A 24,932-nucleotide genomic window follows, 5' to 3' on the forward strand; every position below is an offset into this window, starting at 1 on the left:
ATCTGCCCCCTTGCGATAAGGCCGAGAGAGCCTGTCAACCGCTCAGTGCGTCGGCGTTATCCTGATCGTTGGTTGCGTTGATCAGACCGGGGCGCTCAAGGGCCTGGTCAACCGCCAGCGCCATTCCATCGGACAGCCCTTTCAGGATCTTGGTATTGGCCTCTTCGGCGGGGCGCATGACAAGACGGATCGGCGCGCCAGTTGCCCAGCGCAGGATATGCCCGGAAAATGCCCCTTCGATGGCCTTTGTGGTGATCACGTTGATCGGATTGTCTCGTGCCGTGGCAAAGACCAGAAGGGTATGGGCTAAACCCCTCGCCTGCGCGCCCGCCGCTTGTTCCGTCGCCTTTAGCGGCCGCGCGCTTAGCCCAAGATCAATCGCCTCGGCGATCACGGCCTTGATGCCGCCACTGCTTCCGAGACTTGGAAGCACCTCGACGGTCATATCCGGGTGCTGTGTCTCATAGGCCTCGGCCAAGAGGCGTATGGCTCCGAGGGCCGTCCCGGTGCCACCGAAGCGCAGCGTGTCGGCGGATGCGACGCCGCCACAAAGCACCACCGCCAGCGTTGCCGCGGTTTTTGCGGCACTCAGCAATCTATCCTTGGCCATCGGAGTTTCCTTGGGTTTGTGTACCCGGCAAGAAAACCGCCAAAGGTTTAAAAAACAGCAAAGGGATGTGATCCCAACGACGGAAATCTGTGGAAGATTGTTTTCACTTTGGCTGAAGGAGAAAATTAGCGCGGTTGACACAAAAAGCCCCGCGCCGGGGGCTCGGCGAGGGGCTTTGGTAATTTGTACAGACGACGGTCAAGTGTAACGTAGGGTGGGTGAAACCCACGCGTGCCCGGCGCTAACGCAGAGCGCGTGGGTCCATCGCGTCGCCCGAAGTTTGCGCTGCTTCTTTCTCGGCTTTGAATTTCTTCAACTTTTCAATCAGATAAGCGCGCGCCTTAATGTTGGCGCGGCGCACGCGAACCGAGGTCAAAAAGGCCTCTTCTGCGGTCTGTGACCCGGCGCCGAGCACCTTTTGGATATCGGCAACAAGATCCTCGTCGCCGGTGACCTCGATGGCCTTGATCACGTCGCGCGCCAGCTCATCGGCAAGATCTTCGGTGACACCCATCGAGTTTGCTCCCTTTAGCGCGTGTTTTCGGTCAGACGGCGTTTGACGTAAGAGGTCACGCTTCCGATCATCGGATCCATATGCGGATCCTCAAAGAAATGACCCGCGCCCTCGACCTCTTCATGGGTGATGGTGATACCCTGCTGTTCATGCAGTTTATTCACCAATGCCGTGGTATCGGCAGGCGGCGCGACACGGTCATTGCTGCCGTTGATGATAAGCCCAGAGGCCGGGCAGGGCGCAAGGAACGAAAAGTCATACATGTTGGCCGGCGGGCTTACCGAGATGAAGCCGGTGATCTCAGGCCGACGCATCAAGAGTTGCATACCGATCCAGGCACCAAACGAAAAGCCGGCGACCCAGCAATGTTTGGAGTTGTTGTTCATCGACTGCAGATAGTCGAGCGCCGAGGCCGCATCAGACAACTCGCCAACGCCTTGATCATATTCGCCCTGGCTTCGACCGACGCCGCGAAAGTTAAAGCGCAACACGGTGAAACCCATGTTATAAAAGGCATAATGAAGGTTGTAGACTACCTTGTTGTTCATCGTGCCGCCAAATTGCGGGTGCGGGTGAAGCACGATCGCAATCGGGGCGTCCTTTTCTTTTTGCGGATGGTAGCGGCCTTCGAGCCGACCTTCTGGGCCGGGAAAGATTACCTCGGGCATGTGTTCCCTTTATCCTTGCTGTGAGGCGCGCGCGATAATCTTGACGAAATCGCTCAAGCACCTTAGAACTGTTCTAAATTGCGACCAGGGCCATAATGGCTCAAAGGGAGATAAGCCTTGCGGTGCGTAAGGTCAATCTGTTCGCGGGGGAGTGGGTCAATGAAACTGAGCACAAAAGGCAGATATGCGATGGTTGCGCTGGTGGATATCGCGCTTCAGCCGCAGGGCGCGGTGGTGACACTTGGCGAAGTGTCGCGCCGTCAGGACATTTCGCTGCCCTATCTCGAACAGCTTTTCGTGAAATTGCGCCGTGCCGAGCTTGTGGCCTCGGTGCGCGGGCCCGGCGGCGGCTATCGGCTTGCGCGGCCGGCGTCAGAGATCAGGGTGGCCGACATTCTGGCGGCTGTCGATGAGACGGTCGATGCGCTTCACAAGGGCGCCGGCGCGTCAGGTGGCGCGAGCGGGTCGCGGGCACAATCCATGGCAAACCGGCTTTGGGAAGGCCTGAGCGCGCAGGTTTATGTCTATCTGCATCAGACCCGGCTTAGCGATGTGGTTGACAACTCGCTGGCGCCCTGTCCGGCGGTGCCGCATCTGTTTTCAGTGGTGGATGAAGAATGAGCCCCGTGCTGAGAGGTGTTGCGCCGCCTTCGGCGTCGCGGCAGCGCGCCCTGGCGGGCGCTATTAAAGGTGGCGTCCTGCCGGGCGCTGAATTGGGCCTGCGGCGCGAGTATTTTTGCCAAGAAGAAGGGGAAGCCGTGTAATGGCGCGTGTTTACCTTGATTATAACGCGACGGCGCCGCTGCGGAGCGAGGCGCGTGCGGCGATGATTGCGGCGATGGATGTCGTGGGCAATCCCTCGAGTGTGCATGCCGAGGGGCGCGCGGCCAAGGGTTTGGTCGAGAGAGCGCGTGCGCAGGTGGCAGCGGCCTTTGGGGCAGAGGGGGCGGATGTGATTTTCACCTCCGGTGCAACCGAAGCGGCCGCGCTTGCCTGTGCAGGACGAGGGCTTGCCGGGGCTGGCGTTGAGCATGATGCGGTCGGGGCCTGGGTGAGCGATGAGCTTGAGGTTGATGAGGACGGCCGTGTCGGTGTGCCTGATCCGGCGCGCTCGGTTTTACAGATGGCCAATTCCGAGACCGGCGTTGTTCAGGCCCTTCCCGAAGGTCTTGCGGTAAGTGACATGACGCAGGCCTTTGGCAAATTGCCGATGGCGTTCAACTGGTCAGGATGTCAGATGGCGCTTGTTTCTGCGCATAAGCTTGGCGGGCCGAAAGGGATTGGCGCACTTGTGGTGAAGCGGGGCACGGATGTAGCGGCCCAGATCCTTGGCGGTGGTCAGGAAATGGGGCGTCGGGCCGGCACGGAGAACGTGATCGGCATCGCCGGATTCGGCGCTGCTGCCGAGGCGGCAGCCCGTGATCTTGAGGGCGAGACTTGGGCCAGGGTGGAAAAACTTAGAAACATTCTAGAATCCACTATTGCACAGTTTGCAAATGAGACTATTTTTGTCGGGAAAGCCGTTGATCGCTTGCCCAACACCAGCTGCTTCATTACGCCGGGCTGGAAAGGCGAGACGCAGGTGATGGCGATGGACCTTGCCGGGTTTGCCATTTCGGCGGGCAGTGCGTGTTCCAGTGGCAAGGTGCGCGCCAGCAAGGTTTTGCGCGCGATGGGATTTGACGAGGCCAAGGCAAGCTCCGCGATACGCGTCTCGCTTGGGCCCCAGACGACAGAAGATGAGATCATGCGCTTTGCCGAAGACTGGCTGAAGCGTTGGCAAAAACATCAGGGCCGGATGGTCTGAGAGGTTAAGGAGATAGGAATGGCTGTTTTGGACGACGTTCAGGTCAAGGAAGGCGTAGATCAGGAAACCGTCGATGCCGTGCGCGAGGTGGGCGGCGCCTATAAATACGGCTGGGAAACCGATATCGAGATGGAATACGCCCCGCTTGGGCTTAACGAGGATATCGTCCGTCTGATCAGCTCGAAGAACGAAGAGCCCGAGTGGATGACCGAGTGGCGCCTCGAAGCCTATCGCCGCTGGTTGACCAAGGAAGAGCCAACCTGGGCGATGGTCGACTATCCCAAAATCGACTTTCAGAACCAGTATTACTATGCCCGCCCGAAAAGCATGGAGGTCAAGCCCAAGTCATTGGACGAGGTCGACCCCAAGCTTTTGGCGACCTATGCCAAGCTTGGTATTCCGCTCAAGGAGCAGATGATCCTTGCCGGGGTTGAAGGCGCCGAGGACATGCCCGCCGAAGGGCGCAAGGTGGCCGTGGATGCGGTGTTTGATTCCGTGTCGGTCGGCACCACCTTTCAGGCCGAATTGCGCAAGGCCGGGGTGATTTTCTGTTCGATCTCGGAAGCGATCAAAGAGCATCCCGAGCTTGTCAGGAAATACCTCGGGTCGGTCGTGCCGGTGAGCGACAATTACTATGCCACGCTCAATTCGGCGGTCTTCTCGGATGGCTCGTTTGTCTATGTGCCGCCGGGCGTGCGCTGCCCGATGGAGCTTAGCACCTATTTCCGCATCAATGCCGAGAACACCGGCCAGTTCGAGCGCACCCTGATCATCGCCGACAAGGGCAGCTACGTGAGCTATCTTGAGGGCTGTACCGCGCCCAAGCGCGACGTGGCACAGCTTCATGCCGCGGTGGTCGAGATCATCATCGAGGAAGACGCCGAGGTGAAATATTCCACGGTCCAGAACTGGTATCCGGGGGATGAGAACGGCAAGGGCGGGATCTATAACTTTGTGACCAAGCGCGCCGATTGTCGGGGTGATCGGGCCAAGGTGATGTGGACGCAGGTCGAAACCGGCTCTGCTGTGACGTGGAAATACCCGAGTTGCATCCTGCGCGGCGATCAAAGCCAGGGCGAGTTCTATTCGATCGCCATTGCCAATAATTACCAGCAGGCCGACACCGGCACCAAGATGATCCATCTGGGCAAGAACACGCGTTCGCGCATCGTCAGCAAGGGGATCAGCGCGGGGCATGCGCAAAACACCTATCGCGGGCTTGTGTCGATGCATCCCAAGGCCAAGGACAGCCGCAACTATACCCAATGCGACAGCCTTTTGATCGGCGATAAATGCGGGGCACATACGGTGCCTTACATCGAGGTCAAGAACAACTCGAGCCGAGTAGAGCACGAGGCGACCACATCCAAGGTGGATGACGACCAGATGTTCTATTGCCGCTCGCGCGGGATGGACGAGGAAGAGGCCGTCGCGCTTGTGGTCAACGGCTTCTGCAAGGACGTGCTTCAGGCGCTGCCGATGGAATTTGCCATGGAAGCACAGCAGTTGGTGGCGATTTCGCTGGAAGGGTCGGTCGGCTAGGGCGTGGGTTTCACCCACCCTACGCATGAACGATAGGAGGCTAGACGGCGATGATCATCACCACCACCCAAAGCGTCGAGGGGCGCCCGATCACCGATTATCGCGGCATTGTTGTCGGCGAGGCGATCATGGGGGCCAATATCATGCGCGATTTCTTCGCCCAGATTACCGATGTGGTCGGCGGGCGCTCTGGCGCTTATGAAACCAAGCTTGCGGATGCGCGCGAGGTGGCGCTGCGCGAGCTTGAAGAGCGCGCGGCGGCGCTTGGGGCGGATGCGGTGGTCGGGGTTGATCTTGATTGCGAGGTTGTCGGGGAGTCGATGTTGATGGTCTCGGCCTCGGGCACGGCGGTGGTGCTGGGCTAGGATGTCGGGCGTATCCGTCATAGAGCGGCCCGAGCTGACCCTGCCAGAGGCGGAGGCGGCGGCGGTGCGCGCGGCCTATGAGGGGGCCTCGGTGATCCTGGAATACGGATCGGGTGGCTCGACGGTGATGGCCTCGGAAATGCCGGGCAAACAGGTGTTTAGCGTCGAAAGCGATCAGGATTGGGCGCAGATGATGCGCGGCTTTCTGGCGCAAAACCCGCCCGCCGAGGCGACCGAGGTTGATGTGATCTGGTCCGATATCGGGCCGACCAAGGAATGGGGGTTTCCCCGCAACAATAGCGGCTGGAAGCGCTATGCCTCCTATCCGCTGGAGGTCTGGGACCTGCCGGAATTTCGCCAGCCCGATGTGGTGCTGGTCGATGGGCGGTTTCGTACCGGCTGTGCGATGGCGGTGGCGCTGCGCACGACCCGGCCGGTGAAGGTGTTGGTCGATGACTATAAACGTCGTCGCCAATACCATCAGATCGAAGAGTTTCTGGGCGCGCCTTTGCGCCTGCATGGCCGCATGGCCGAGTTTGACGTCAAGCCGATGGCCCTGCCGGCGGATCGGCTTTTGAAGATAATCGAGATGATGACCCGGCCTTGAGGCGGGTTTGAACGCAACACACGGTGAGGACATAAAATGTTGGAAATCAAGAACCTGCACGTCGATCTTGAAGAAGAGGACAAGACCATCCTGAAGGGTGTGAACCTGACCGTCGAGGCGGGCAAAGTGCATGCGATCATGGGGCCGAACGGCTCTGGTAAATCAACGCTGTCCTATGTTCTTTCGGGGCGCGATGGCTATACCGTGACAGAGGGCAGTGCCACGCTTGAGGGCGAGGACATCCTTGAGATGGAGCCGGAAGAGCGCGCCGCGGCGGGCCTGTTCCTGGCCTTCCAATACCCTGTCGAGATCCCCGGCGTGGGCAACATGACCTTTCTGCGCACCGCAATGAACGCTCAGCGCAAGGCGCGCGGCGAAGATGAGATCAGCGCCGCCGATTTCCTCAAGCTGGTGCGTGAAAAGGCCAAGACCCTCAAGATCGACGCTGACATGCTCAAGCGGCCCGTAAACGTCGGCTTTTCGGGCGGCGAGAAAAAGCGCAATGAAATCCTTCAGATGGCGATGCTTGAGCCGAAGATGTGCATTCTCGACGAGACCGATTCCGGTCTTGACGTGGATGCGATGAAACTTGTGTCGGAAGGGGTGAACGCCCTGCGCGATGCGGGTCGCGGCTTTCTTGTGATCACCCACTACCAGCGCCTGCTCGATCATATCAAACCCGACGTGGTGCACATCATGTTCGATGGCCGTATCATCAAGACCGGCGGGCCGGAGCTGGCGCTTGAGGTCGAGAAGAACGGCTATGCCGATATCCTGTCGGAGGTGGCATGATGGCGGCCCCGCAGGCAAAAATGACCGCCAACCAAGAGCGTCTTGCGGCGCTTTCGCTTCCCGAAGGGGGCACATGGGCCATGGCGGCGCGCGGCGCGGCGCTTGACCGGCTACGGGCCATGGGCCTGCCCGAGCGGCGCGATGAATACTGGAAATTCACCCGTCCCGACAGCCTTGTTCAGGCCGAAGCCCCGAAAGCGGCCCTGTTTGACACTGGCGGCGAGGCCGAGATGTTCGGCGGTGTTGACCGCCTTCGGATCGTCTTCGTGGATGGGGTTTTTGATGCCGAGGCCAGCGATGACCTCGCGCTTGAGGGTGTGCGCATCGAGCGTCTGGCCGAGGCCGGTCAAAGCGATATCCACTGGGCGAAAGACACCTATGGCGTGCTCGAAGAGCGCGGCCAGACGCCGGTGGCGCGCCCGCTTGCGGCGCTTAATACCGCGCTCGCAACCGATGGCGTGCTGATCCATGTGACGGCGGCGGCCAGCAAACCCATAAACCTGATTTACATCCACAAATCAGATACTTCCGATGCGGTTTTACACCACATCGTCAAGCTTGATGCCGACACCGAAGCCACCATTCTCGAAAACGGCCCGGCGGCGGCGCGCTTTAACAAGGTGATGGAGGTCGAGGTTGGCGACGGCGCGACCTTCCACCACGTGCGCACCCAAGGGCGCGATCACGAGCGGCGCGCGGCGACGCATATCTTTGCCCGCCTTGGGACAAAGAGCGCCTTCAAGAGCTTTACCATGACCGCCAATGGCGTGATGACGCGCAACGAATGCGTGATCGAGCTTACCGGCGATGATGCGACCGCTCATGTGGCGGGCGCGGCCATGGGTGACGGTGACTTTCATCACGACGACACCGTGTTCATCACCCATGACGCCGAGCGCTGTGAAAGCCGCCAGGTGTTCAAGAAGGTGCTGCGCAACGGCGCGACGGGCGTGTTTCAGGGCAAGATCCTGGTCAAGGCCGGCGCGCAAAAAACCGATGGCTATCAGATCAGCCAGGCGCTCTTGCTGGAGGACGACAGCCAGTTCCTGGCCAAGCCCGAGCTTGAGATTTACGCCGATGACGTGGCCTGTTCACACGGCAGCACCACCGGCGCAATTGACGAGGATGCGCTTTATTACCTGCGCGCGCGCGGTGTGCCAAAGGCCATCGCAACCGACCTTCTGACACTGGCCTTTTTGGCCGAAGCGGTCGAGGAAATCTCGGATGAGGCCCTGCGCGGGGAAATAAACAGTCGGCTTGAGGGCTGGCTGGAGCGTCGGCGCGGCTGATGCCGGTCACACGCGACATCGTCGCCACCTATAAGGGGCCGCGCCGGGTGGTGCGGCGCCTGCTTGATGCTGGTCCCCGCGAGGATCGGGCTCTGGTCATTCTCGTGGCCGCTTGCGGGGTGATTTTCATCGCGCAATGGCCGCGTCTTGCCCGCGAGGCGCATCTGACCGGGCAAGAGCTTAACCCGATGCTGGGCGGCGCGCTTTTGGCCTGGATATTCATTGCGCCGCTGATCCTTTACACGCTGGCGCTTATCAGCCACGGGCTTGCGCGCGTGCTTGGTGCCAAGGGCACTGGTTATGGCGCGCGCGTCGCGCTGTTCTGGGCTCTGCTGGCGACAAGCCCGATCATGCTTTTGCACGGGCTTGTGGCCGGCTTTATCGGTCCGGGGCCGGGGCTTCAGGCGGTTGGCCTGATCTGGTTGAGTTTCTTCGGCTGGTTCTGGGTCGCCGGCTGGCTAGAGGCGGAGTGGAGCAAAGCATGACACAGGCCGGGTTCAAGGCCCTTCTGGTGCAGACATTATTTGCCCCGCGCAGCGCCGCAGGGGTTCTGATCTCGCTCAACCTGCCGCAGCGATGGCTCTGGACGGCGCTTGCCCTGATGTCGGTGCTCAACTCGATCGTCTATTCGGTCACGTTGCAACTGACGCCGACAAGCGATCCGATGGCGACCGCAATGATGCCGCCGGCCTTTCATTCGCCGGTTCTGTTCACGATGTTTCTGTTTGGCGCCCTCGCGATCACGGTGCTGACGCTTTACTGGATCGGGCAGGGCTTTGGTGGCAAGGGGCGTCTGGATGACATGCTTGTGCTGATCTGCTGGCTTCAGGTGCTGCGGCTTATCCTGCAACTGGTGGTGGCGGTTCTTGTGATCGTGGCGCCTGTTCTTGGCGCAATGGTGATTTTCATAGCCTCGCTCTGGGGCATTTATATTCTGATCGGATTTGTCGATGCCGCGCATCGCTTTGACAATATGTTCAAGGCGGCGGGGGTGATTGTTTTGGCGATGGTGGCCATGGCCGTGGGCCTGTCCATGTTGCTAAGCATGATCGGCGTGGCCGCTATGGGAGGGGCATGAGATGCTCGATGTAGAGAAAATTCGCGCCGATTTCCCGATTCTTGCACGAGAAGTGAACGGCAAGCCTTTGATTTACCTTGATAATGGGGCCTCCGCGCAAAAGCCGCAGGTGGTGATTGATGCCATCACAACCGCCTATAGCTATGAGTATGCCAATGTGCATCGCGGGCTGCATTACCTCAGTAACCTGGCGACCGAAAAGTACGAATCCGTGCGCGGCACGATTGCGCGTTTCCTTGGTGTTGCCGACGAGGATCAGATCGTGCTGAATTCCGGCACCACCGAGGGCATCAATATGGTCGCCTATGGCTGGGCCATGCCGCGCATGCAGGCGGGCGATGAGATCATCCTGTCTGTGATGGAGCATCACGCCAATATCGTGCCCTGGCATTTCCTTCGCGAACGTCAGGGCGTCGCCCTCAAGTGGGTGGATGTGGATGCACGCGGCTATCTTGATCCGCAAAAGGTGATCGACGCCATTACGCCACGCACCAAGCTGATCGCAATTACACAGCTTTCCAATGTGTTGGGAACCAAAGTTGATGTGAAAACCATCTGCGACGCCGCCCATGCCAAGGGCGTGCCTGTGCTGGTGGATGGAAGCCAGGGCGCGGTGCATATGCCAGTCAATGTCGATGAGATGGGCTGTGATTTCTATGCAATAACGGGACACAAACTTTACGGGCCCTCGGGCTCTGGTGCGATCTTTGTCAAGAAAGAGCGGATGACCGAAATGCGCCCCTTCATGGGCGGCGGCGACATGATCCGCGAAGTCAGCAAGGACGCCGTCACCTATAACGACCCGCCGATGAAATTCGAGGCCGGCACCCCCGGCATCGTGCAGACTATCGGCCTTGGCGTCGCGCTTGAGTATATGATGGGCGTCGGGATGGAGGCGATTGCCGCCCATGAAGACGAGTTGAGCCACTATGCGCAGGGCAAACTGGCCGGGCTGAACTGGATTTCGCAACAGGGCATCTTGCCCGACAAGGCCGCGATTTTCTCGTTCACCATGGAGGGCGCGGCGCATGCCCATGACATTTCGACGATCCTCGACAAAAAGGGCGTCGCGGTGCGCGCCGGTCATCACTGTGCCGGGCCGCTGATGGATCACATGGGGGTAACGGCCACGTGCCGGGCATCATTTGCGATGTATAACACGCATGCAGAGGTCGATGCCCTTATCGACGCGCTTGAGTTGGCGCACGAGCTTTTCGGCTGATTTTTGCGATTGCGGGGCAGGGAATGCCCCGCTATACCACGCCGCAGGTGTGGACCCATAGCTCAGCTGGATAGAGCGCTGCCCTCCGAAGGCAGAGGTCGCTGGTTCGAATCCAGCTGGGTTCACCATTTTTCCTTACGGTCAAAAGACTTGGCGTAATTCGCCACTGGCATTCGGCCCGCCGTGACAGCGGGCCGTGTCATCGCAGGCTTACGGGATCAGCAGAACCGACCCCGAGGTGCGGCGTGCCTCGATATCGGCGTGGGCCTTGGCCGCATCGCCTAGCGCATAGGTCGTAATCGTATCGGCGCGCACAACGCCCGCCGCAATTGCCGCAAAGAGGTTTTGCGCGGCGGCCTCGTATTCGGCGCGCACAGCCGTGTAATGCGCGATTGAGGGCCGGGTGAGGAAAAGCGACCCCTTGCCGCCCAAAAGGCCGATGGCCAGCGGTGGCACCGGGCCAGAGGCTTCGCCAAAGCTTACCATCGTGCCGCGCGGGCGCAGGCAATCCAGCGATTTGGCGAAGGTATCGGCCCCGACCGAATCGTAGACCACCTTGACGCCGGTGCCGCCGGTGATCTCGGCAACGCGGGCCGGAAAATCCTCTTCGGTATAGATAATCGCATGCGCGCAGCCATTGGCCTTGGCGGTGGCTGCCTTTGCCGCGGTGCTCACGGTGCCGATCACCGTCACGCCCATATGGTGCAGCCATTGACAGGCAATAAGCCCGACACCCCCCGCCGCCGCATGCACAAGAACGGTGTCGCCCTTGGTGACCGGCGCGCAGCGGTGGATCAGGTATTCAACCGTCAGCCCCTTGAAGATCAGCGCGGCGATATCGCGATCGCTCAGCGCCTCGGGCACGGCAAGGGCCCGCGCGACGGGCAGGTTGCGATGGGTGGCATAGGCGCCCGGCGGACCACCGACATAGGCCAGACGCTGCCCCACGGCAAACCCCTCAACGCCCTCGCCAATCGCTGTTACGCGGCCGACGCCCTCCATGCCAAGACCGGTCGGCACGGGCAGGGGCGGCGCGAAGACGCCCTTGCGGTGATAGATGTCGATGAAATTAACGCCGATGGCCAAATGCTCGATCTGAACTTCGCCGGGCCCCGGCGCGGCGAGATCCAGCGTTTCGGCCTTCAAGACCTCTGGCGCACCATGTGCGGCAAGCCGCATGGCGGTGATCTGTTGTGTCATTGTCCTGCTCCCTGATTGATCGCCTATGAGATAGACGAAATACGGGCACAGTCCAGACGTCGTGGCACTGTTGGTCAGCCCTCGGTAAAGCGGACCTTGCCGATATAGGGCAGGTTGCGGTTTCTCTGGGCAAAGTCGATGCCATAGCCGACAACAAATTCGTCCGGAATTTCAAACCCGGTCCAGTCGGCGCGAATATCGGCCTCGCGGCGCGACGGTTTATCCAAAAGGGCAATGGTGCGCAATTTATGCGGCCGACGGCTATTGAGCAGGTTCAGCACGTGAAAAAGTGTGTGACCAGTATCGACGATATCTTCGACAACCAACACGTCGCGCCCTTCAATATCGCCGCGCAAGTCCTTGAGAATACGCACTTCCCGACTGCTTTCTGTGGAGTTTCCATAAGACGAGGTTTCAACGAAATCCACCTCGACCGGCAGGTCAAGTTCGCGCACAAGATCGGCGATGAACACGAATGAGCCGCGCAAAAGGCCCACCACAGTCAGCTTTTTGGTGCCTGCAAATTCGGCCTCGATCTCGTGTGACAGTGCCTCGATGCGGGCGGCGATGCTTTTGGCTGAGATCAGTTTGTCGATCACATAAGGACGATCCGGCATAACACCCCCTTGAAATTTCCGCCCCAGTCTATGACAAAGCGCGCCACTGTCACGTGAAAACCACTGTACATCCGGGGCCCTTATGCCATCACATTCCGAGACACGCACCCTGCGCTATTCAGCGGATCAGATGTATGGGCTGGTGGCCGATGTGGCCAACTATCCCAAATTCCTGCCCTGGACGGCCGCCTCGCGGGTCCGAAGTGTGACGCCGCAGGCCGATGGATCAGAGGTGATGGAGGCCGATCTCGTGGTCAGCTTCAAGGTCTTCCGTGAACGCTTTACAAGCCGGGTCGTGCTCTGGCCTGCGGCCCAACGGATCGAGACCGAGTATCTTGACGGGCCGTTCAAATACCTCAAGTCCAACTGGCAGTTCCGCGATATCGAGGGTGGCTGTGAGATTGCCTTTGATGTGGATTTCGCCTTCAAGAACAGAATTTTGCAGTCCGCAGCTGATCTGTTTTTCTTTGAGGCTATGAAGCGGATCGTGCGCGCGTTCGAAGAGCGCGCCGATGATCTTTACGGCTAGGCCAGACACGCAAGCCAGCCCGTCAAGGGGGTCAACCCATAAACAAAAAGATCGGGCGCTTTGCGATGGTTGTCGCAAAGCGCCCTTTGGTGAGGAAGAATATATTCTCAGCCGCCAATGATATCGTCTTCACCCCAGATGGTAACAAAGAGTGTGGCCGTGTCGCCGCCTTCGATCGCATAGGTGAATTCGGTTTGGGCGGTTTCGTCGGTGCCAAGATAGTCGAACTGACCATCCGCCGAGAAATCTACACTGCCATCGGCATACATGATGAGCAGCCCACCGCTCAAGCCGCTGACGATCTGCGCCACAGCCGTCGTATCGCCATTCACGCCTTCAACCTGACCCAGATATTGAAGGTCATCTGTTGTGTCGTTCTGAAGAACGGATGTCATGCGCCCTTCCAGGGCATCGCCGCTGCCATCCCGGTTGAAGCCTTCGGTTTCAAACACGAAAAGAAAGTCGTCATTGGCGATATGTACCGGATCCGGGTCGACGGCCGGGTCCGCCTCGATTGGCGCTTCGCCCCCGATTTTAAGCGAATCCTCCCGGCTGCCGTCTTCTTGGCCGACACTGGTCAGGCGAACGGCAAAATCCTGGCCCAGGATGCTTTCAATGGTCAGATCGACATTGCTTTGGGACAGAATAAAGCTTGTCTCGCGAATATCGTCTTCTCCGATGTCGGCGGTCCCGAACTGAACACCGCTGTCGAATTTACCGTAATCATTGACCACTTCGCCATTGATATTGGTGAAGCTGTCGATTTTGGATGACACCATCCACCTTGAATTTCACCCCGGTGACATCATCGCCTGAGACGGTCAAACCGTCAGCAAGGCTGTCGTCCGCTAGGTCAAAGAAGATTGCGTTCAGATCACCAATAGAGCCGGTGTCATCCAGCACGGAAAGGTCAAATTTCAGCGATCCATCTTCAAGTTCAGTCACGATGATCTTGATATTGACATCGCCTGTCAGCACGAAGGTTGAGGTACTCATAAGTGTCTATCTCCCAAGAAAGTAATTTTTTGCACAAAATGCTCTGTGTGGCGGAGGGAGGCTAAACAAGGCTGCTATATGGCGTAATAGCGGCGATTAGCGCCGATTTATAAAAACAGTGTTGAATATTCCTCATGGTATGACCGGGGCCTGGCTGTCTTGACCGGGCGTTCAGAGAGGCCCGATCAAGACATTTTGCCGCCTAGCTGCTCATGTCGTAGGCGCGCTCGCCGTGAACGCTTAGGTCAAGACCGTTGGTTTCGGTTTCAAGATCAACCCGAAGCGGCGTGACAAGCGACACCAGCTTGACCAGAACCACCGTGACAACCGTCGTGAAGATGCCCACGATGGCGAGCGAGCCAAGTTGCGCCGCCCAGGTTCCGGCGCCAAAGGCCGCGATCATGATCGTGCCGAAAATGCCGCCCACGCCATGCACCGCGAAGACATCCAGCGTGTCGTCGATGTGCAGCTTTTCGCGGATCAGGTTGACCGCCTCCTGACACAGAACCCCGGCAATCGCGCCGATGATAAGCGCCTCTACCGGGCTGACAAAGCCGCTTGCGGGTGTGATTGACGCAAGTCCGGCGATGGTGCCGGTCACGATGCCGACAAGCGAGGCGCGGCCGAACTTGATCTTTTCCCAGAGCGCCCAGCTGAGCGAGGCGGTTGCCGCCGAGATATGAGTCACGGTCAGCGCCATCGCGGCGCCGCCGTCGGCCGCCAATTGCGAGCCGCCATTAAAGCCGAACCAGCCGACCCAGAGCATCGCCGCCCCGATCATCACGAAACCGGGGTTGTGCGGCGGCGTGGTGCGGTTCTTGCGCGCCCCAAGCATCACCGCGATGATCAGCGCCGCCAGACCGGCCGTTTCATGCACCACGATGCCGCCGGCGAAATCCTTGACGCCGGTCTCGCCGAAAATGCCGCCATCCGCCAGAAAGCCGCCGCCCCAGATCCAATGGGTCACCGGCGCATAACAGAGCAGCATCCAGAGGCCCGAGAACAGCAGGACAAAGCCAAACCCAATCCGCTCGACATAGGCGCCAACAATCAGCGCCGGGGTGATGATCGCGAATGTCATCTGAAAGGCAAAGAACAGAACCTCGGGCAGGGTGCCCGACAGGCTATCGGCGGTGACGCCACTGAGGAACATCTTGCCCAAGCCGCCCCAGAGCGCGTTGCCATCGCCAAAGGCAATGGAGTACCCGGCGACAAGCCAAAGCACGCTCATCAAACAGGCAATCGCATAACACTGCATGAACACGCTCAGCACGTTGCGCGCGCGCACGAGGCCGCCGTAAAACAGGGCAAGCCCCGGCAATGTCATAAACAGCACCAGCGCCGTTGCCACAATGATCCAGGCGGTATCCGCTCCGTTCATCTCTTTTCCTCTCCATGGGTTTTTTTCGGTTTGTGACGGTTCAACCGAATACGGAGCGGTAAAAAAAGCGGCAATCGTATCTGAAGGCGCCCAAAGAGCGGGCGTTATGCAAAGCGCCTAAAAATTAGGCTGTAATTCGGGCCTGCGCCCAATTTGCACGCGAAGTCAGTTTACGGCTTTTGCCAGAAGATCAAGCGCATGCGCGGTGCTGGCAAGGCGCACGCCCTCACGGCCAAGGGCACCGAATTCGATGGTTTCAACCAGCACCGGCGCGCCCCTTTGGGCAAGACCAAAGCAGACCCGGCCCTCGGGCTTGTGCTCTGATCCGCCGGGGCCTGCGATGCCGGTGACGGACACCGCGATATCGGCAGCAGAGTGGTGCAGGGCGCCCGACGCCATCTCGGCGGCCACCTGTTCCGAGACCGCGCCATGGGCGTCTAGCGTGGCCGTGGCAACGCCAAGCATGTCCTGTTTCGCCGCGTTGGAATAGGTTACGAAGCCCCGGTCAAACGCATCCGAAGAGCCCGCTATATCGGTCAGCCGCGCGGCGATCATCCCGCCGGTACAGCTTTCGGCGGTGGCGATGCGCAGGCCCTTTTCGCGCGCTCGCGCAAGGATCTCGGAAACCGTCATGCGCCCAGGAGGCCATGCGAGATCGCGGCCCCTGCCATGACGCAAAGCGCTGCGGCGATACCGGCGAAGATATCATCAAGCATCACGCCAAGCGGGTCATTGCGCCGATCCGCCCAGCCGATCGGGCCGGGCTTGAGGATATCGAACAGGCGAAACGCCACGAAACCCGTGACCCAACCCGGCCAAAGCGCCAGCATGTCGACGCCCGCGTGGGTCGCGCCGATCGAGACCGGCAAAAGCGCAAGCCATTGTCCGGCGACCTCGTCGATCACGATCTCGGAGGGGTCGTGATCATCTTTTCCTTTTGTTTCCCGTGCTGTGGCCCACACTCCTAATGTGAATGAAAGGGCAACACCAAGCGCCAAAAGGATCGGACCACCCAGCACATGCAAGGCCCATGCCGTCGGCAGGGCGGCGAGCGATCCCCATGTTCCGGGTGCCGGGCGCAGGTGGCCGACACAGAAAAACGTTGCAATCAAATGACTTACGCGCATATCTTCACCAATGTTACGGCGGCTTGTGCCGCGATGCCTTCTTCGCGCCCGGTAAACCCGAGCCGCTCTGACGTGGTTGCCTTGACCGAAATCCGGTCAACCGTGACGCCGGTGATCTCGGCCAATGCCGCCTGCATGGCGGCGGAATGGGGCGTGATCTTGGGGCGCTCACAGATAAGAGTGACGTCCATATTGTTGATTTTAAATCCATGTTCCGTCGCAAGGGCAACGGCATGGCGCAGGAAGATATGGCTTTCGGCGCCTTTCCATTGCGGATCACTTGGGGGGAAATGACGCCCGATATCGCCCATGGCCATCCCGCCGTAGATCGCATCGGTGAGCGCATGCATGCCAACATCGGCGTCGGAGTGCCCCTGAAGCCCGCGCTCATGCGGCACGGCGACACCACAGAGCATGACATGATCGCCCGCGCCAAAACGGTGCACGTCAAAGCCTGAGCCGATGCGAATATCCATTTGATCCCTCAGTATTTTCTCTGCCCGTTCAAAATCGGGCGGATGGGTGATTTTCAGGTTGCTCTCATCGCCCTCAACGATGCTGACCGCAAGCCCTGCGGCGCGCGCGACCTCGACATCATCGGAGGCACCACCCGGATGGGCGCGATGCGCGGCAAGGATGGCCACAAAATCAAAGGCTTGCGGGGTCTGGGCGCGGTAAAGGCCGCTTCGATCTTTCGTGCCTGCGACCTGTCCGTCAGCGCCAATCCAAAGGGCATCGGTCACCGCAAGGGCCGGGGCGACGCCGGGGGTGTCGCCGGTTTGAACCCGCGCAGCAATCTGGGCGATATGCGCCGGGGTGATACAGCACCGGGCGACATCGTGGATCAGGACATGGGTAACATCGCCACCATTCGCGGCGAGATACTCAAGCCCGTTGCGCACCGACCCGGCGCGGCTGTCACCGCCGGTTGTGATCTCTATATCCGGTGAGTCGGGCAAAAGCCCGAGGTCATCGGCGTGCAGCACCACGAGGATGCGACTGACCACAGGCGTGGCGTGAAAGGCGTCCAGCGTCCAGTCGATCACCCGGCGCCCGCCAAGCGGCTGCCATTGCTTGGGGCCTGGCGTGCCTGCGCGCTGGCCTCGGCCTGCGGCAACGATAAGGGCGGCGATTGTCATGCCCTTGATTTATGCCGCGCCGCAGACAAGCGCAATGGCTGTGCGGTTGCCTAAAAATTAAGCACAGGCGCTTTCAATGTTGCTATTTTAGGCCTGTGAACATTGTTTCAGGCTGGATTCACAGCTAGAACAGCGCCATTGCACAAGGATTAGGCATGTGACCCTGCAAGTGACCGATCACCCGATGACGACCCCGGTTTTGCTCGCCCCTCTGGCGGGAATCACCGACTTGCCGTTTCGCAACGTGGTCTCGCGCTTTGGCGCGGGGCTCGTGGTCAGTGAAATGATCGCAAGTCAGGAAATGGTGCAGGCCCGCCCCTGTGCGCGCGGCAAGGCCGAGCTTGGCTTTGGGATTGAAAACACCGCCGTGCAACTGGCCGGGCGCGAGGCGCATTGGATGGCCGAGGCCGCCCGCATGGTCGAGGCCAATGGCGCGCGGATCATTGATATCAACATGGGCTGCCCGGCGAAAAAGGTTACGAGTGCGGCGGGCAACGGCGCCAGCGGCTCGGCCCTGATGAAGGACCTCGATCACGCGCTCGGCCTGATCGAGGCGGTGGTTGGCGCGGTCACGGTGCCGGTCACGCTCAAGACGCGGCTTGGCTGGGATGACGCGCTCATGAATGCGCCCGAGCTGGCCAAGCGCGCCGAAGCCGCGGGCATCGCGATGATCACCATTCACGGGCGCACCCGCTGTCAGTTTTATAAGGGCCGCGCCGATTGGGCGGCGATTGCAGATGTCAAACAGGCGGTTGGCATCCCGGTGATTGCCAATGGCGATATCACTGGCGTTGCGCAAGCGCGCGAGGCGCTGCACCTGTCGGGGGCGGATGGGGTGATGATCGGGCGCGGGGCGCAAGGGCGCCCGTGGATTTTGGCCCAGGTCGCGGCGGCGCTTTACGGCGCGCCTGCGCCAAAGGTGCCACAAGGCGCGGCCCTGGCCGAGCTTGTTGGCGAGCATTACGAGGCAATGATCCGATTTTACGGCGCGGTCCTTGGGCTGCGCAACGCGCGCAAGCATCTTGGCTGGTATATGGATGCGGTTGGCACCGAACCGGCGCTGCGTCGGCGCATCCTGACCAGCAAACAGATCGACGAGGTTCTGGCCCTGATCCCGGCGGCCATGGCGGATGCAAATCCCGGAAAGGTGGCGGCATGATTGATCAGGATGCCATCTGGGCCTCGCTTCCGGTGCCGGCACTTGTGCTTGACGACAGCGACATGATCGTGCGGATCAACCCGGCCGCCGAGGGATTCCTGATGACTTCGTCAAAGGCGCTGATCGGTCAGCCGGTCTGGGACAAGCTGGCGGTGAATGCGCCGCTGGAAGAGGCCTTCGAGAGGGCGCGCGCCAACAATGCGCCACTTTTTGTCAACGACGTCGATGTCGGCAATGGCGAGCGCGCGCCGATGCAGTGCAATTTGCAGGTCTCGCCGCTGGCCGGGCAGGCGGGGCATATGCTCATGCTGATCAGCCCGCGCGAGCTTGCCGGGCGCATGACCCAGAACAGCAGCGTCAAGGCGGCGGCCAAATCGGCGATCGGCATGGCCGAGATGCTGGCCCATGAGATCAAGAACCCGCTGGCGGGCATCACCGGCGCAGCCCAGCTATTGTCGATGACGCTTAGCCCCGAGGACCTTGAGCTGACCGATCTGATCGTCAGCGAGAGCCGACGCATCGTCGCCCTGCTGGAGCGGGTTGAACAGTTCGGCAATATCGTCGCGCCCGATCTCAAACCGGTGAACCTGCATGATGTGCTGGATCGCGCGCGTCGTTCGGCGATGCTTGGCTTTGCGGCGCATATGGCGCTGGTCGAGGATTACGATCCCTCGCTGCCGCTGGCGCTTGGCGATGCGGATCAGCTTTTGCAGGTGGTGCTGAACCTGTTGAAAAATGCCAGTGAGGCGGCCGGGGGCAAGCCTGGCACGATCCGCCTCAGAACCTATTACGAGCAATCCCTGCGGGTGCGCGGGGGCGATGGCGCGGAAAAGGCGCTTCCGCTGCAAATCGAGATTACCGATGACGGGCCGGGCCTTCCGCCCGAGATTGCCGAGGATGTGTTCGACCCTTTCGTGTCGGGGCGTGAAAACGGCACCGGCCTTGGGCTCGCGCTCGCGGCCAAGATCATTTCGGACCACGACGGCTGGATTTCGGTCACCTCGGTGCCCGGACGCACCGTGTTCCGGATTTCTCTGCAACGCGCAGTAACCAACAGATAAGGGAGCATAAGCCATGGATGGCACGGTACTTGTTGCTGATGATGACCGCACGATCAGGACAGTTCTGACGCAGGCCCTGACGCGGGCGGGGTGCAAGGTCCATGCCACCTCAAGCCTGACCACGCTGATGCGGTGGGTCGGCGAGGGCAAGGGCGACGTGGTGATCAGCGACGTGATGATGCCCGACGGGAATGGTCTTGAGATGCTGCCCAAGATCGCCGCCGACCGGCCCGGATTGCCGGTGATCGTCATCTCGGCGCAAAACACCATCATGACGGCGATCAAGGCGGCCGAGGCCGAGGCCTATGATTACCTGCCCAAGCCGTTCGACCTGCCTGACCTGATGAAGCGCACGGCGCGCGCGCTTGAAAGCAGGGTGCGCACGGCGCCGCGCATCAACACCGAGGCCGAGCGCCCGGACGAGTTGCCGCTGATCGGGCGCACCCCGGCGATGCAGGCGCTTTACCGGGTGGTTGCGCGGATCATGAACACCGACCTGCCGGTGATGATCTGTGGCGAATCGGGCACCGGAAAGTCGCTGATTGCCAAGGCGATCCATGATTTCTCGGATCGCCGCACCCTGCCGTTCGTGACCGTCAGGCCGAGCGATCTGCGCGATATGGATGGTCCCGCCAAGGTGATGGCGCGGGCCAAGGGCGGCACCATCGTTCTGGACGAGATCACCGATCTTCCGCCCGAAGCACAGGGGCGGGTTGTGCGGATGATGGATGCGCCCGGCGATCACGTGCCGCGTTTCATGGCCACAAGCCAGGCCCAGCCCGGCGGGGCGCTCGAGGCGGGCACGCTGCGAGAGGATCTCTATTACCGGCTGAGTGGCGCGGTGATCGACGTGCCGGCCCTGCGCGAGCGGGTCGAGGATATTCCGCTTTTGGCCGAACATTTCCTGGCCCGCGACGAGCGTGACGGCCAGCCGCCGCGCCATCTTTCGCCAGAGGCCGCAGAGCTTATCCGCGCCTATAGCTGGCCGGGCAACGTGCGCCAGCTTGAGAATGCGGTGCGCCGCATCGGGCTGACGGCGATGGCCGAAGAAATCAACCGCTCCGAGGTAGAGGCGGTGCTTGGCAATCAGCCGCGTGCCGAGCCGGTGATGGGCCAGCAGCGCGGTGAGAGCCTCTCGGCTTCGGTGGCGGGGCATTTGCAACGCTACTTTGATCTGCATGGCACGGCACTTCCGCCGCCGGGCCTCTATGCGCGAATCCTGCGCGAGATCGAGATGCCGCTTTTGGAAATCGCCCTTGATGCGACGGGCGGAAATCAGGCGAAATGCGCCGACCTTCTGGGCATCAACCGCAATACTTTGCGCAAGAAGATCACCGATCTGGATATTAACGTGACACGCCGCCGCAAGTTGATGTAAAACTGCAACAGGACTGTGACTATTTGGGGCGTCCCGTCCCGAATTGTCCAGATGTTGCGGGGGGCATCTTGTCACCCCACTAGCCGATGGGGGGCATGCGTGGCAACGCAGACACGCAAATTGCGCAGCGGGCGCCTGTCGTGGAACACGATAAGCCGTTTGCGGCGCCTGCAACAGTTGCAAAACTGGGCCGCTTTGGGGCTTGTGGTTCTGGGGCCGTTTCTGGCGCTTCTGACCTATCTGCTGATGGGGCCGCTGGATCAGGGGGCCTCGTCCAACGGGCTTCGGCTGGTTCTGCTCAGCGACATGGTTTACGTGCTGATGGTCGCGGGCCTTGTGATGCAGCGCGTGGCGCGCATGGTGGCGGCGCGCAACAAGCGCTCGGCGGGCTCGCGGCTTCACCTGCGGCTCACGGGCGTGTTCGCGCTGATGGCGCTTGTGCCGACGGTGACGGTCGCGGTTTTCGCGACGCTGTCGATCAACATGGGGCTTGAGGCGTGGTTTTCCGACCGGGTTGGCCGGGTGGTCGATAGCTCGGTCGCCGCCGCCGAGGCCTATCAGGAAGAGCACCGCCGCGATTTGGTGACCGACATCCAGGTTCTGGCCTCGGTTCTCAATGCCACCAAGCGGGCGGCCGTGTTCATGAATGACGGCGATATCCGCCAGGTTCTATCGAGCGGGCAGCGCGAAATTCAGCGCGGCCTGCGCGAGGCCTTTGTGATCGACGGCACCGGCGCGATTCGCGCCCGCGGCGAGCAATCCTATCTGTTTGATTTCGAACGCCCGACGCGCGAGCAGATCGAGACCGCCTATGACGAGGGCGTGCTGGTGATCCGCGATTGGGACAACAACGAATTCCGCGCCCTGATGCCGCTGACGGCGATCCCGGACCGCCTTTTGTATGTCAGCCGCAATGTCGATGGCGCGATCCTGAGCCTGCTGGATGACACCAAGGAAACCGCCACCTTCTACAAGCAGCGCGAAAGCGAGCGCGGCCGGGTCCTGTTTGAATTTGGACTTTTGTATCTTGGCTTTGCGGTGATCCTTATCCTTGCCGCGATCTGGCTTGGCATGTGGTTTGCCGAACGCCTGTCGCTGCCGGTGGGGCGGCTGACCAGTGCGGCGCAGCGGGTTGGCGAAGGCGATCTTGACACCCAGGTGCGCGAGGAAGAGGGCGACGACGAAATCGCCATGCTCAGCACCTATTTCAACCAGATGACCCGCCAGCTCAAGGGGCAGCGCGACACGCTTTTGGCAAACACGCAACAGATCGAGCGCCGTCGTCGGCTGTTTGATTCGGTACTCGGCTCGGTCTCGTCGGGGGTGCTTGGGCTTGATGCGAAGGGGCGCGTGACCTTTGTGAACCGCGCCGCCGAGCGGCTTTTGGACTGGCAGGAAGATCAGCAATCCGTCGCGCTCAGTGTGGCCGTACCCGAATTCGGCGCTTTGTTTGAAAAGCTGCGCAAGACCCCGAGCGGTTTCGTGCAGGAAGAAATCAAGGTGACGCGCGGCAACCGGCAGGAAAACCTGCTGGTGCGCATGTCGACGCGGATCAGTGCCGAGCGGCGGCGCGAGGGCTATGTGGTTGCCTTTGACGATGTGACCGATCTTGTCGCCGCGCAGCGGATGGCGGCCTGGGGCGACGTGGCGCGCCGGATTGCCCATGAGATCAAGAACCCGCTCACCCCGATCCAGCTGTCGGCCGAGCGCATCAAGCGCAAATTTGCCCGCCAGCTTGAGCCGGATCAGGCCGAGAGCCTTGAACAGCTCACCGATGTGGTGGTGCGCCAGACCAACGACCTGCGCCGGATCGTCGATGAGTTCTCGAAATTCGCGCGCATGCCCGAGCCCCAGACCAAGCAGGAAAGCCTGACCCGGCTGTTGTGTGACGTGGCTTTGCTTCAGGAAAGCGGCCAGCCGGATGTGCGCTTTGATCTCGATTTTGCCGAGGCGCCGCTCTGGGCCGAGATTGATGCCACGATGATCGCCCAGGCGCTGACGAACCTGATCAAGAACGCCGGTGAAGCGATTGAAAGCTATCAGGAAAAAGGCGCGCCCGAGGGGCATATCCCGCAAATCCGGGTGCAAAGCGCCCTTGAGGAGCAGATGGCGGTGATCCGGATTTCGGACAATGGCATCGGTCTGCCACAGGATCGTTCGCGCCTGTTCGAGCCCTACGTGACAACCCGCGAGAAGGGCACCGGGCTTGGTCTGCCGATCGTGAAAAAGATCATCGAAGAACATGGCGGCACCCTGATGCTGGAAGATGCCGACCCGTTTGAAGAGGGCGCCCATCCCGGTGCGATGGCGGTGATCCGCCTGCCGCTGGTGGCGGTGCCAGAAGACACAGTAGAGGCCCAAAAGGCAGTATGAGGGACACATGAGTGATATTCTGATTGTCGATGACGAGCGCGATATTCGCGAGCTGATTTCGGATATTTTGCAGGACGAGGGCTATACCACCCGTCTTGCGGGCAATTCCGACGACGCGATGGCGGAAATTGCCGGGGAACAGCCGGCGCTGCTGATCCTTGATATCTGGCTCAAGGACAGCCGGATGGACGGGATTGATATCCTCAAGACGGTCAAGCGCGATTACCCGGATGTGCCGGTGGTGATCATCTCGGGGCATGGCAATATCGAAATCGCGGTCGCGGCGATCAAGCAGGGCGCCTATGACTTCATCGAAAAGCCCTTCAATATCGACCAGCTGATGGTGGTGATCCGGCGCGGCATGGAAACCAGTCGTTTGCGGCGTGAAAATCAGGCGCTCAAGCGGCGCGACACCACCCCGGCCGAGATGCTCGGCGACTCGCCGGCCTTTCGCACCCTGATCGGACAGTTGGACAAGGTCACCAAATCCAACGGCCGGGTCATGCTGAGCGGGCCGGCAGGGTCGGGCAAGGAGCTGGCGGCGCGCTATATCCACGCCAATTCAAACCGCGCCGATGCGCCCTTTGTCAGTGTCGGCTGCGCCTCGATCGAGGCCGACCGGATGGAAGAGGTCTTGTTCGGGCGCGAAAGCGAGGAGGGCGGGGTGACGCCGGGCCTTTTGGAAGAGGCCAATCGCGGGGTGATCTATTTCGACGAGGTCGCCGATATGCCGCCCGGAACCCAGTCGAAGATCCTTCGGGTGCTGGTCGATCAGACATTTTTAAGGGTTGGCGGGTCGGAAAAGGTGCAGGTCGATCTGCGGGTGATTTCCTCGACCAGCCGCGATCTCGAGGCCGAAATTGCCGCCGACCGGTTTCGGCGCGAGCTGTTTCACCGACTCAACGTGGTGCCGATCACGGTGCCAAGCCTTGAGGAGCGGCGCGAGGATATTCCGGCGCTGGCGGATCACTTTATCCAGATGTTCAACAAGACCCAAGGCTTGCCGCTGCGCAGCGTTAGCAATGAAGCGGCGGCCTTGTTGCAGACCATGCGCTGGCCCGGAAATGTGCGCCAGATGCGTAACGTGATCGAACGGGTGCTGATCCTTGGCGAGGGCGCCGATCCGATCCAGGTGCGCGAATTGCCGGGTGAAACCGGTGCGTCGGCGGATGAGGGGCGCGTGGTTCTGTCGGGGGCGATTGCAACGATGGCCCTGCGCGAGGCCCGCGAGGCGTTCGAGCGCGAATATCTGCTGACCCAGATCAACCGCTTCGGCGGCAATATCAGCCGCACCGCCGAGTTTGTCGGCATGGAGCGCAGCGCACTGCACCGCAAGCTCAAGTCGCTTGGTGTGGTCACCAGTGGCAAGGGTGGCGTGCGCAATGGCGATGAGGATGCGCAAGAGCAGGCTGCGGGATAGAGCCGTAAACGGCTTCGCCTGCGGCGAGCGCGGTGAGGGGCCAGCCCCTCACACTCCC

27 protein-coding genes and 1 tRNA gene are annotated in these 24,932 nt (G+C 60.8%); 17 read left to right on the forward strand and 11 right to left on the reverse strand.

Annotated features, from left to right (window positions below; genetic code table 11):
- Positions 1–34 precede the first annotated feature (34 nt).
- The 3 genes from ROG8370_RS00530 to ROG8370_RS00540 form a co-directional block, all read right to left on the reverse strand.
- On the reverse strand, positions 35–610 hold the full coding sequence (locus ROG8370_RS00530; protein ID WP_085825134.1) for a PstS family phosphate ABC transporter substrate-binding protein: 576 nt from the start codon (positions 608–610) through the stop codon (positions 35–37).
- A gap of 241 nt (positions 611–851) precedes the next feature.
- On the reverse strand, positions 852–1,124 hold the full coding sequence (locus ROG8370_RS00535; protein WP_085825135.1) for a hypothetical protein: 273 nt from the start codon (positions 1,122–1,124) through the stop codon (positions 852–854).
- Positions 1,125–1,138: 14 nt separating this feature from the next.
- Positions 1,139–1,792 (reverse strand): alpha/beta hydrolase, encoded by a 654-nt coding sequence (locus ROG8370_RS00540; protein WP_085825136.1) that lies wholly within the window; start codon positions 1,790–1,792, stop codon positions 1,139–1,141.
- Positions 1,793–1,951: 159 nt separating this feature from the next.
- Here ROG8370_RS00540 and iscR point away from each other — a divergent pair, with 159 nt between their 5' ends.
- The 11 genes from iscR to ROG8370_RS00595 all read left to right on the forward strand — a co-directional run bounded on the left by iscR (position 1,952) and on the right by ROG8370_RS00595 (position 10,622).
- A complete protein-coding gene (gene iscR / locus ROG8370_RS00545; protein WP_085825137.1) occupies positions 1,952–2,413 on the forward strand; it encodes a Fe-S cluster assembly transcriptional regulator IscR in 462 nt (153 codons plus the stop codon).
- A 142-nt stretch (positions 2,414–2,555) separates the two neighbouring features.
- Complete coding sequence (locus ROG8370_RS00550; RefSeq protein WP_085825138.1) at positions 2,556–3,599, forward strand: cysteine desulfurase family protein; 1,044 nt, start codon at positions 2,556–2,558, stop codon at positions 3,597–3,599.
- A gap of 18 nt (positions 3,600–3,617) precedes the next feature.
- Positions 3,618–5,141: a Fe-S cluster assembly protein SufB gene (gene sufB, locus ROG8370_RS00555; protein ID WP_085825139.1), complete on the forward strand. Its 1,524-nt coding sequence runs from the start codon at positions 3,618–3,620 to the stop codon at positions 5,139–5,141.
- Between the two features lie 50 nt (positions 5,142–5,191).
- Positions 5,192–5,506, forward strand: a complete 315-nt coding sequence (locus tag ROG8370_RS00560; RefSeq protein WP_085825140.1) for a heavy metal-binding domain-containing protein — start codon at positions 5,192–5,194, stop codon at positions 5,504–5,506.
- A gap of 1 nt (position 5,507) precedes the next feature.
- On the forward strand, positions 5,508–6,113 hold the full coding sequence (locus ROG8370_RS00565) for a hypothetical protein (protein ID WP_085825141.1): 606 nt from the start codon (positions 5,508–5,510) through the stop codon (positions 6,111–6,113).
- A 36-nt stretch (positions 6,114–6,149) separates the two neighbouring features.
- The gene (gene sufC, locus ROG8370_RS00570; protein ID WP_085825142.1) at positions 6,150–6,905 is read left to right on the forward strand and encodes a Fe-S cluster assembly ATPase SufC; all 756 of its coding nucleotides are present in this window, start codon (positions 6,150–6,152) and stop codon (positions 6,903–6,905) included.
- The gene (gene sufD / locus ROG8370_RS00575; protein WP_085825267.1) at positions 6,905–8,194 is read left to right on the forward strand and encodes a Fe-S cluster assembly protein SufD; all 1,290 of its coding nucleotides are present in this window, start codon (positions 6,905–6,907) and stop codon (positions 8,192–8,194) included. Before sufC ends, sufD begins: the two co-directional genes overlap by 1 nt.
- A complete protein-coding gene (locus ROG8370_RS00580) occupies positions 8,194–8,679 on the forward strand; it encodes a YIP1 family protein (protein WP_085825143.1) in 486 nt (161 codons plus the stop codon). Before sufD ends, ROG8370_RS00580 begins: the two co-directional genes overlap by 1 nt.
- A complete protein-coding gene (locus tag ROG8370_RS00585) occupies positions 8,676–9,272 on the forward strand; it encodes a YIP1 family protein (protein WP_245827129.1) in 597 nt (198 codons plus the stop codon). Before ROG8370_RS00580 ends, ROG8370_RS00585 begins: the two co-directional genes overlap by 4 nt.
- Before the next feature lies 1 nt (position 9,273).
- Entirely contained in the window at positions 9,274–10,494 is a 1,221-nt protein-coding gene (locus tag ROG8370_RS00590) for a cysteine desulfurase (protein WP_085825145.1), read from the forward strand.
- Positions 10,495–10,545: 51 nt separating this feature from the next.
- Positions 10,546–10,622: transfer RNA gene (locus ROG8370_RS00595), tRNA-Arg, on the forward strand.
- Positions 10,623–10,704: 82 nt separating this feature from the next.
- On the opposite strand, the gene ROG8370_RS00600 is transcribed toward ROG8370_RS00595, so the two are convergent.
- Both ROG8370_RS00600 and hpt read right to left on the reverse strand, forming a co-directional pair.
- Positions 10,705–11,694, reverse strand: coding sequence for a quinone oxidoreductase family protein (locus ROG8370_RS00600; protein ID WP_085825146.1), 990 nt, complete (start codon positions 11,692–11,694; stop codon positions 10,705–10,707).
- Positions 11,695–11,768: 74 nt separating this feature from the next.
- The gene (gene hpt, locus ROG8370_RS00605) at positions 11,769–12,311 is read right to left on the reverse strand and encodes a hypoxanthine phosphoribosyltransferase (RefSeq protein ID WP_085825147.1); all 543 of its coding nucleotides are present in this window, start codon (positions 12,309–12,311) and stop codon (positions 11,769–11,771) included.
- An 82-nt stretch (positions 12,312–12,393) separates the two neighbouring features.
- Here hpt and ROG8370_RS00610 point away from each other — a divergent pair, with 82 nt between their 5' ends.
- A complete protein-coding gene (locus ROG8370_RS00610) occupies positions 12,394–12,840 on the forward strand; it encodes a type II toxin-antitoxin system RatA family toxin (protein WP_085825148.1) in 447 nt (148 codons plus the stop codon).
- 107 nt (positions 12,841–12,947) lie between these two features.
- Here ROG8370_RS00610 and ROG8370_RS00615 read toward each other — a convergent pair whose 3' ends face one another.
- From ROG8370_RS00615 to ROG8370_RS00640, 6 genes are all read right to left on the reverse strand, one after another.
- Positions 12,948–13,619 (reverse strand): hypothetical protein, encoded by a 672-nt coding sequence (locus tag ROG8370_RS00615; protein WP_139838002.1) that lies wholly within the window; start codon positions 13,617–13,619, stop codon positions 12,948–12,950.
- Positions 13,564–13,836 carry a hypothetical protein gene (locus ROG8370_RS00620; protein ID WP_085825150.1) on the reverse strand — a complete coding sequence of 91 codons (273 nt, stop codon included), beginning with the start codon at positions 13,834–13,836 and terminating at the stop codon, positions 13,564–13,566. Before ROG8370_RS00620 ends, ROG8370_RS00615 begins: the two co-directional genes overlap by 56 nt.
- A gap of 202 nt (positions 13,837–14,038) precedes the next feature.
- A complete protein-coding gene (locus ROG8370_RS00625) occupies positions 14,039–15,217 on the reverse strand; it encodes an ammonium transporter (protein WP_085825151.1) in 1,179 nt (392 codons plus the stop codon).
- A 165-nt stretch (positions 15,218–15,382) separates the two neighbouring features.
- Complete coding sequence (locus ROG8370_RS00630; RefSeq protein WP_085825152.1) at positions 15,383–15,850, reverse strand: CinA family protein; 468 nt, start codon at positions 15,848–15,850, stop codon at positions 15,383–15,385.
- Positions 15,847–16,344, reverse strand: a complete 498-nt coding sequence (locus tag ROG8370_RS00635; RefSeq protein WP_085825153.1) for a phosphatidylglycerophosphatase A family protein — start codon at positions 16,342–16,344, stop codon at positions 15,847–15,849. The genes ROG8370_RS00630 and ROG8370_RS00635 overlap by 4 nt, the downstream gene beginning before the upstream one ends.
- Positions 16,335–17,483, reverse strand: coding sequence for a bifunctional 2-C-methyl-D-erythritol 4-phosphate cytidylyltransferase/2-C-methyl-D-erythritol 2,4-cyclodiphosphate synthase (locus ROG8370_RS00640; protein ID WP_085825154.1), 1,149 nt, complete (start codon positions 17,481–17,483; stop codon positions 16,335–16,337). The genes ROG8370_RS00635 and ROG8370_RS00640 overlap by 10 nt, the downstream gene beginning before the upstream one ends.
- 184 nt (positions 17,484–17,667) lie before the next feature.
- Here ROG8370_RS00640 and dusB point away from each other — a divergent pair, with 184 nt between their 5' ends.
- The 5 genes from dusB to ntrX are packed head-to-tail and all read left to right on the forward strand — an operon-like array spanning position 17,668 to position 24,874.
- On the forward strand, positions 17,668–18,642 hold the full coding sequence (gene dusB / locus ROG8370_RS00645) for a tRNA dihydrouridine synthase DusB (protein WP_085825268.1): 975 nt from the start codon (positions 17,668–17,670) through the stop codon (positions 18,640–18,642).
- Positions 18,639–19,703, forward strand: a complete 1,065-nt coding sequence (locus ROG8370_RS00650) for a two-component system sensor histidine kinase NtrB (protein ID WP_085825155.1) — start codon at positions 18,639–18,641, stop codon at positions 19,701–19,703. The genes dusB and ROG8370_RS00650 overlap by 4 nt, the downstream gene beginning before the upstream one ends.
- Positions 19,704–19,716: 13 nt before the next feature.
- Positions 19,717–21,081 (forward strand): response regulator, encoded by a 1,365-nt coding sequence (locus ROG8370_RS00655; RefSeq protein WP_085825156.1) that lies wholly within the window; start codon positions 19,717–19,719, stop codon positions 21,079–21,081.
- A gap of 51 nt (positions 21,082–21,132) precedes the next feature.
- Entirely contained in the window at positions 21,133–23,454 is a 2,322-nt protein-coding gene (locus ROG8370_RS00660; RefSeq protein ID WP_085825157.1) for a sensor histidine kinase NtrY-like, read from the forward strand.
- 7 nt (positions 23,455–23,461) lie between these two features.
- On the forward strand, positions 23,462–24,874 hold the full coding sequence (gene ntrX, locus ROG8370_RS00665) for a nitrogen assimilation response regulator NtrX (RefSeq protein WP_085825158.1): 1,413 nt from the start codon (positions 23,462–23,464) through the stop codon (positions 24,872–24,874).
- The last annotated feature ends 58 nt before the right edge of the window (positions 24,875–24,932 follow it).

Origin of the sequence: Roseovarius gaetbuli, assembly GCF_900172365.1 — a bacterium.
In the GTDB taxonomy this organism is placed as follows: Bacteria; Pseudomonadota; Alphaproteobacteria; order Rhodobacterales; family Rhodobacteraceae; genus Roseovarius; species Roseovarius gaetbuli.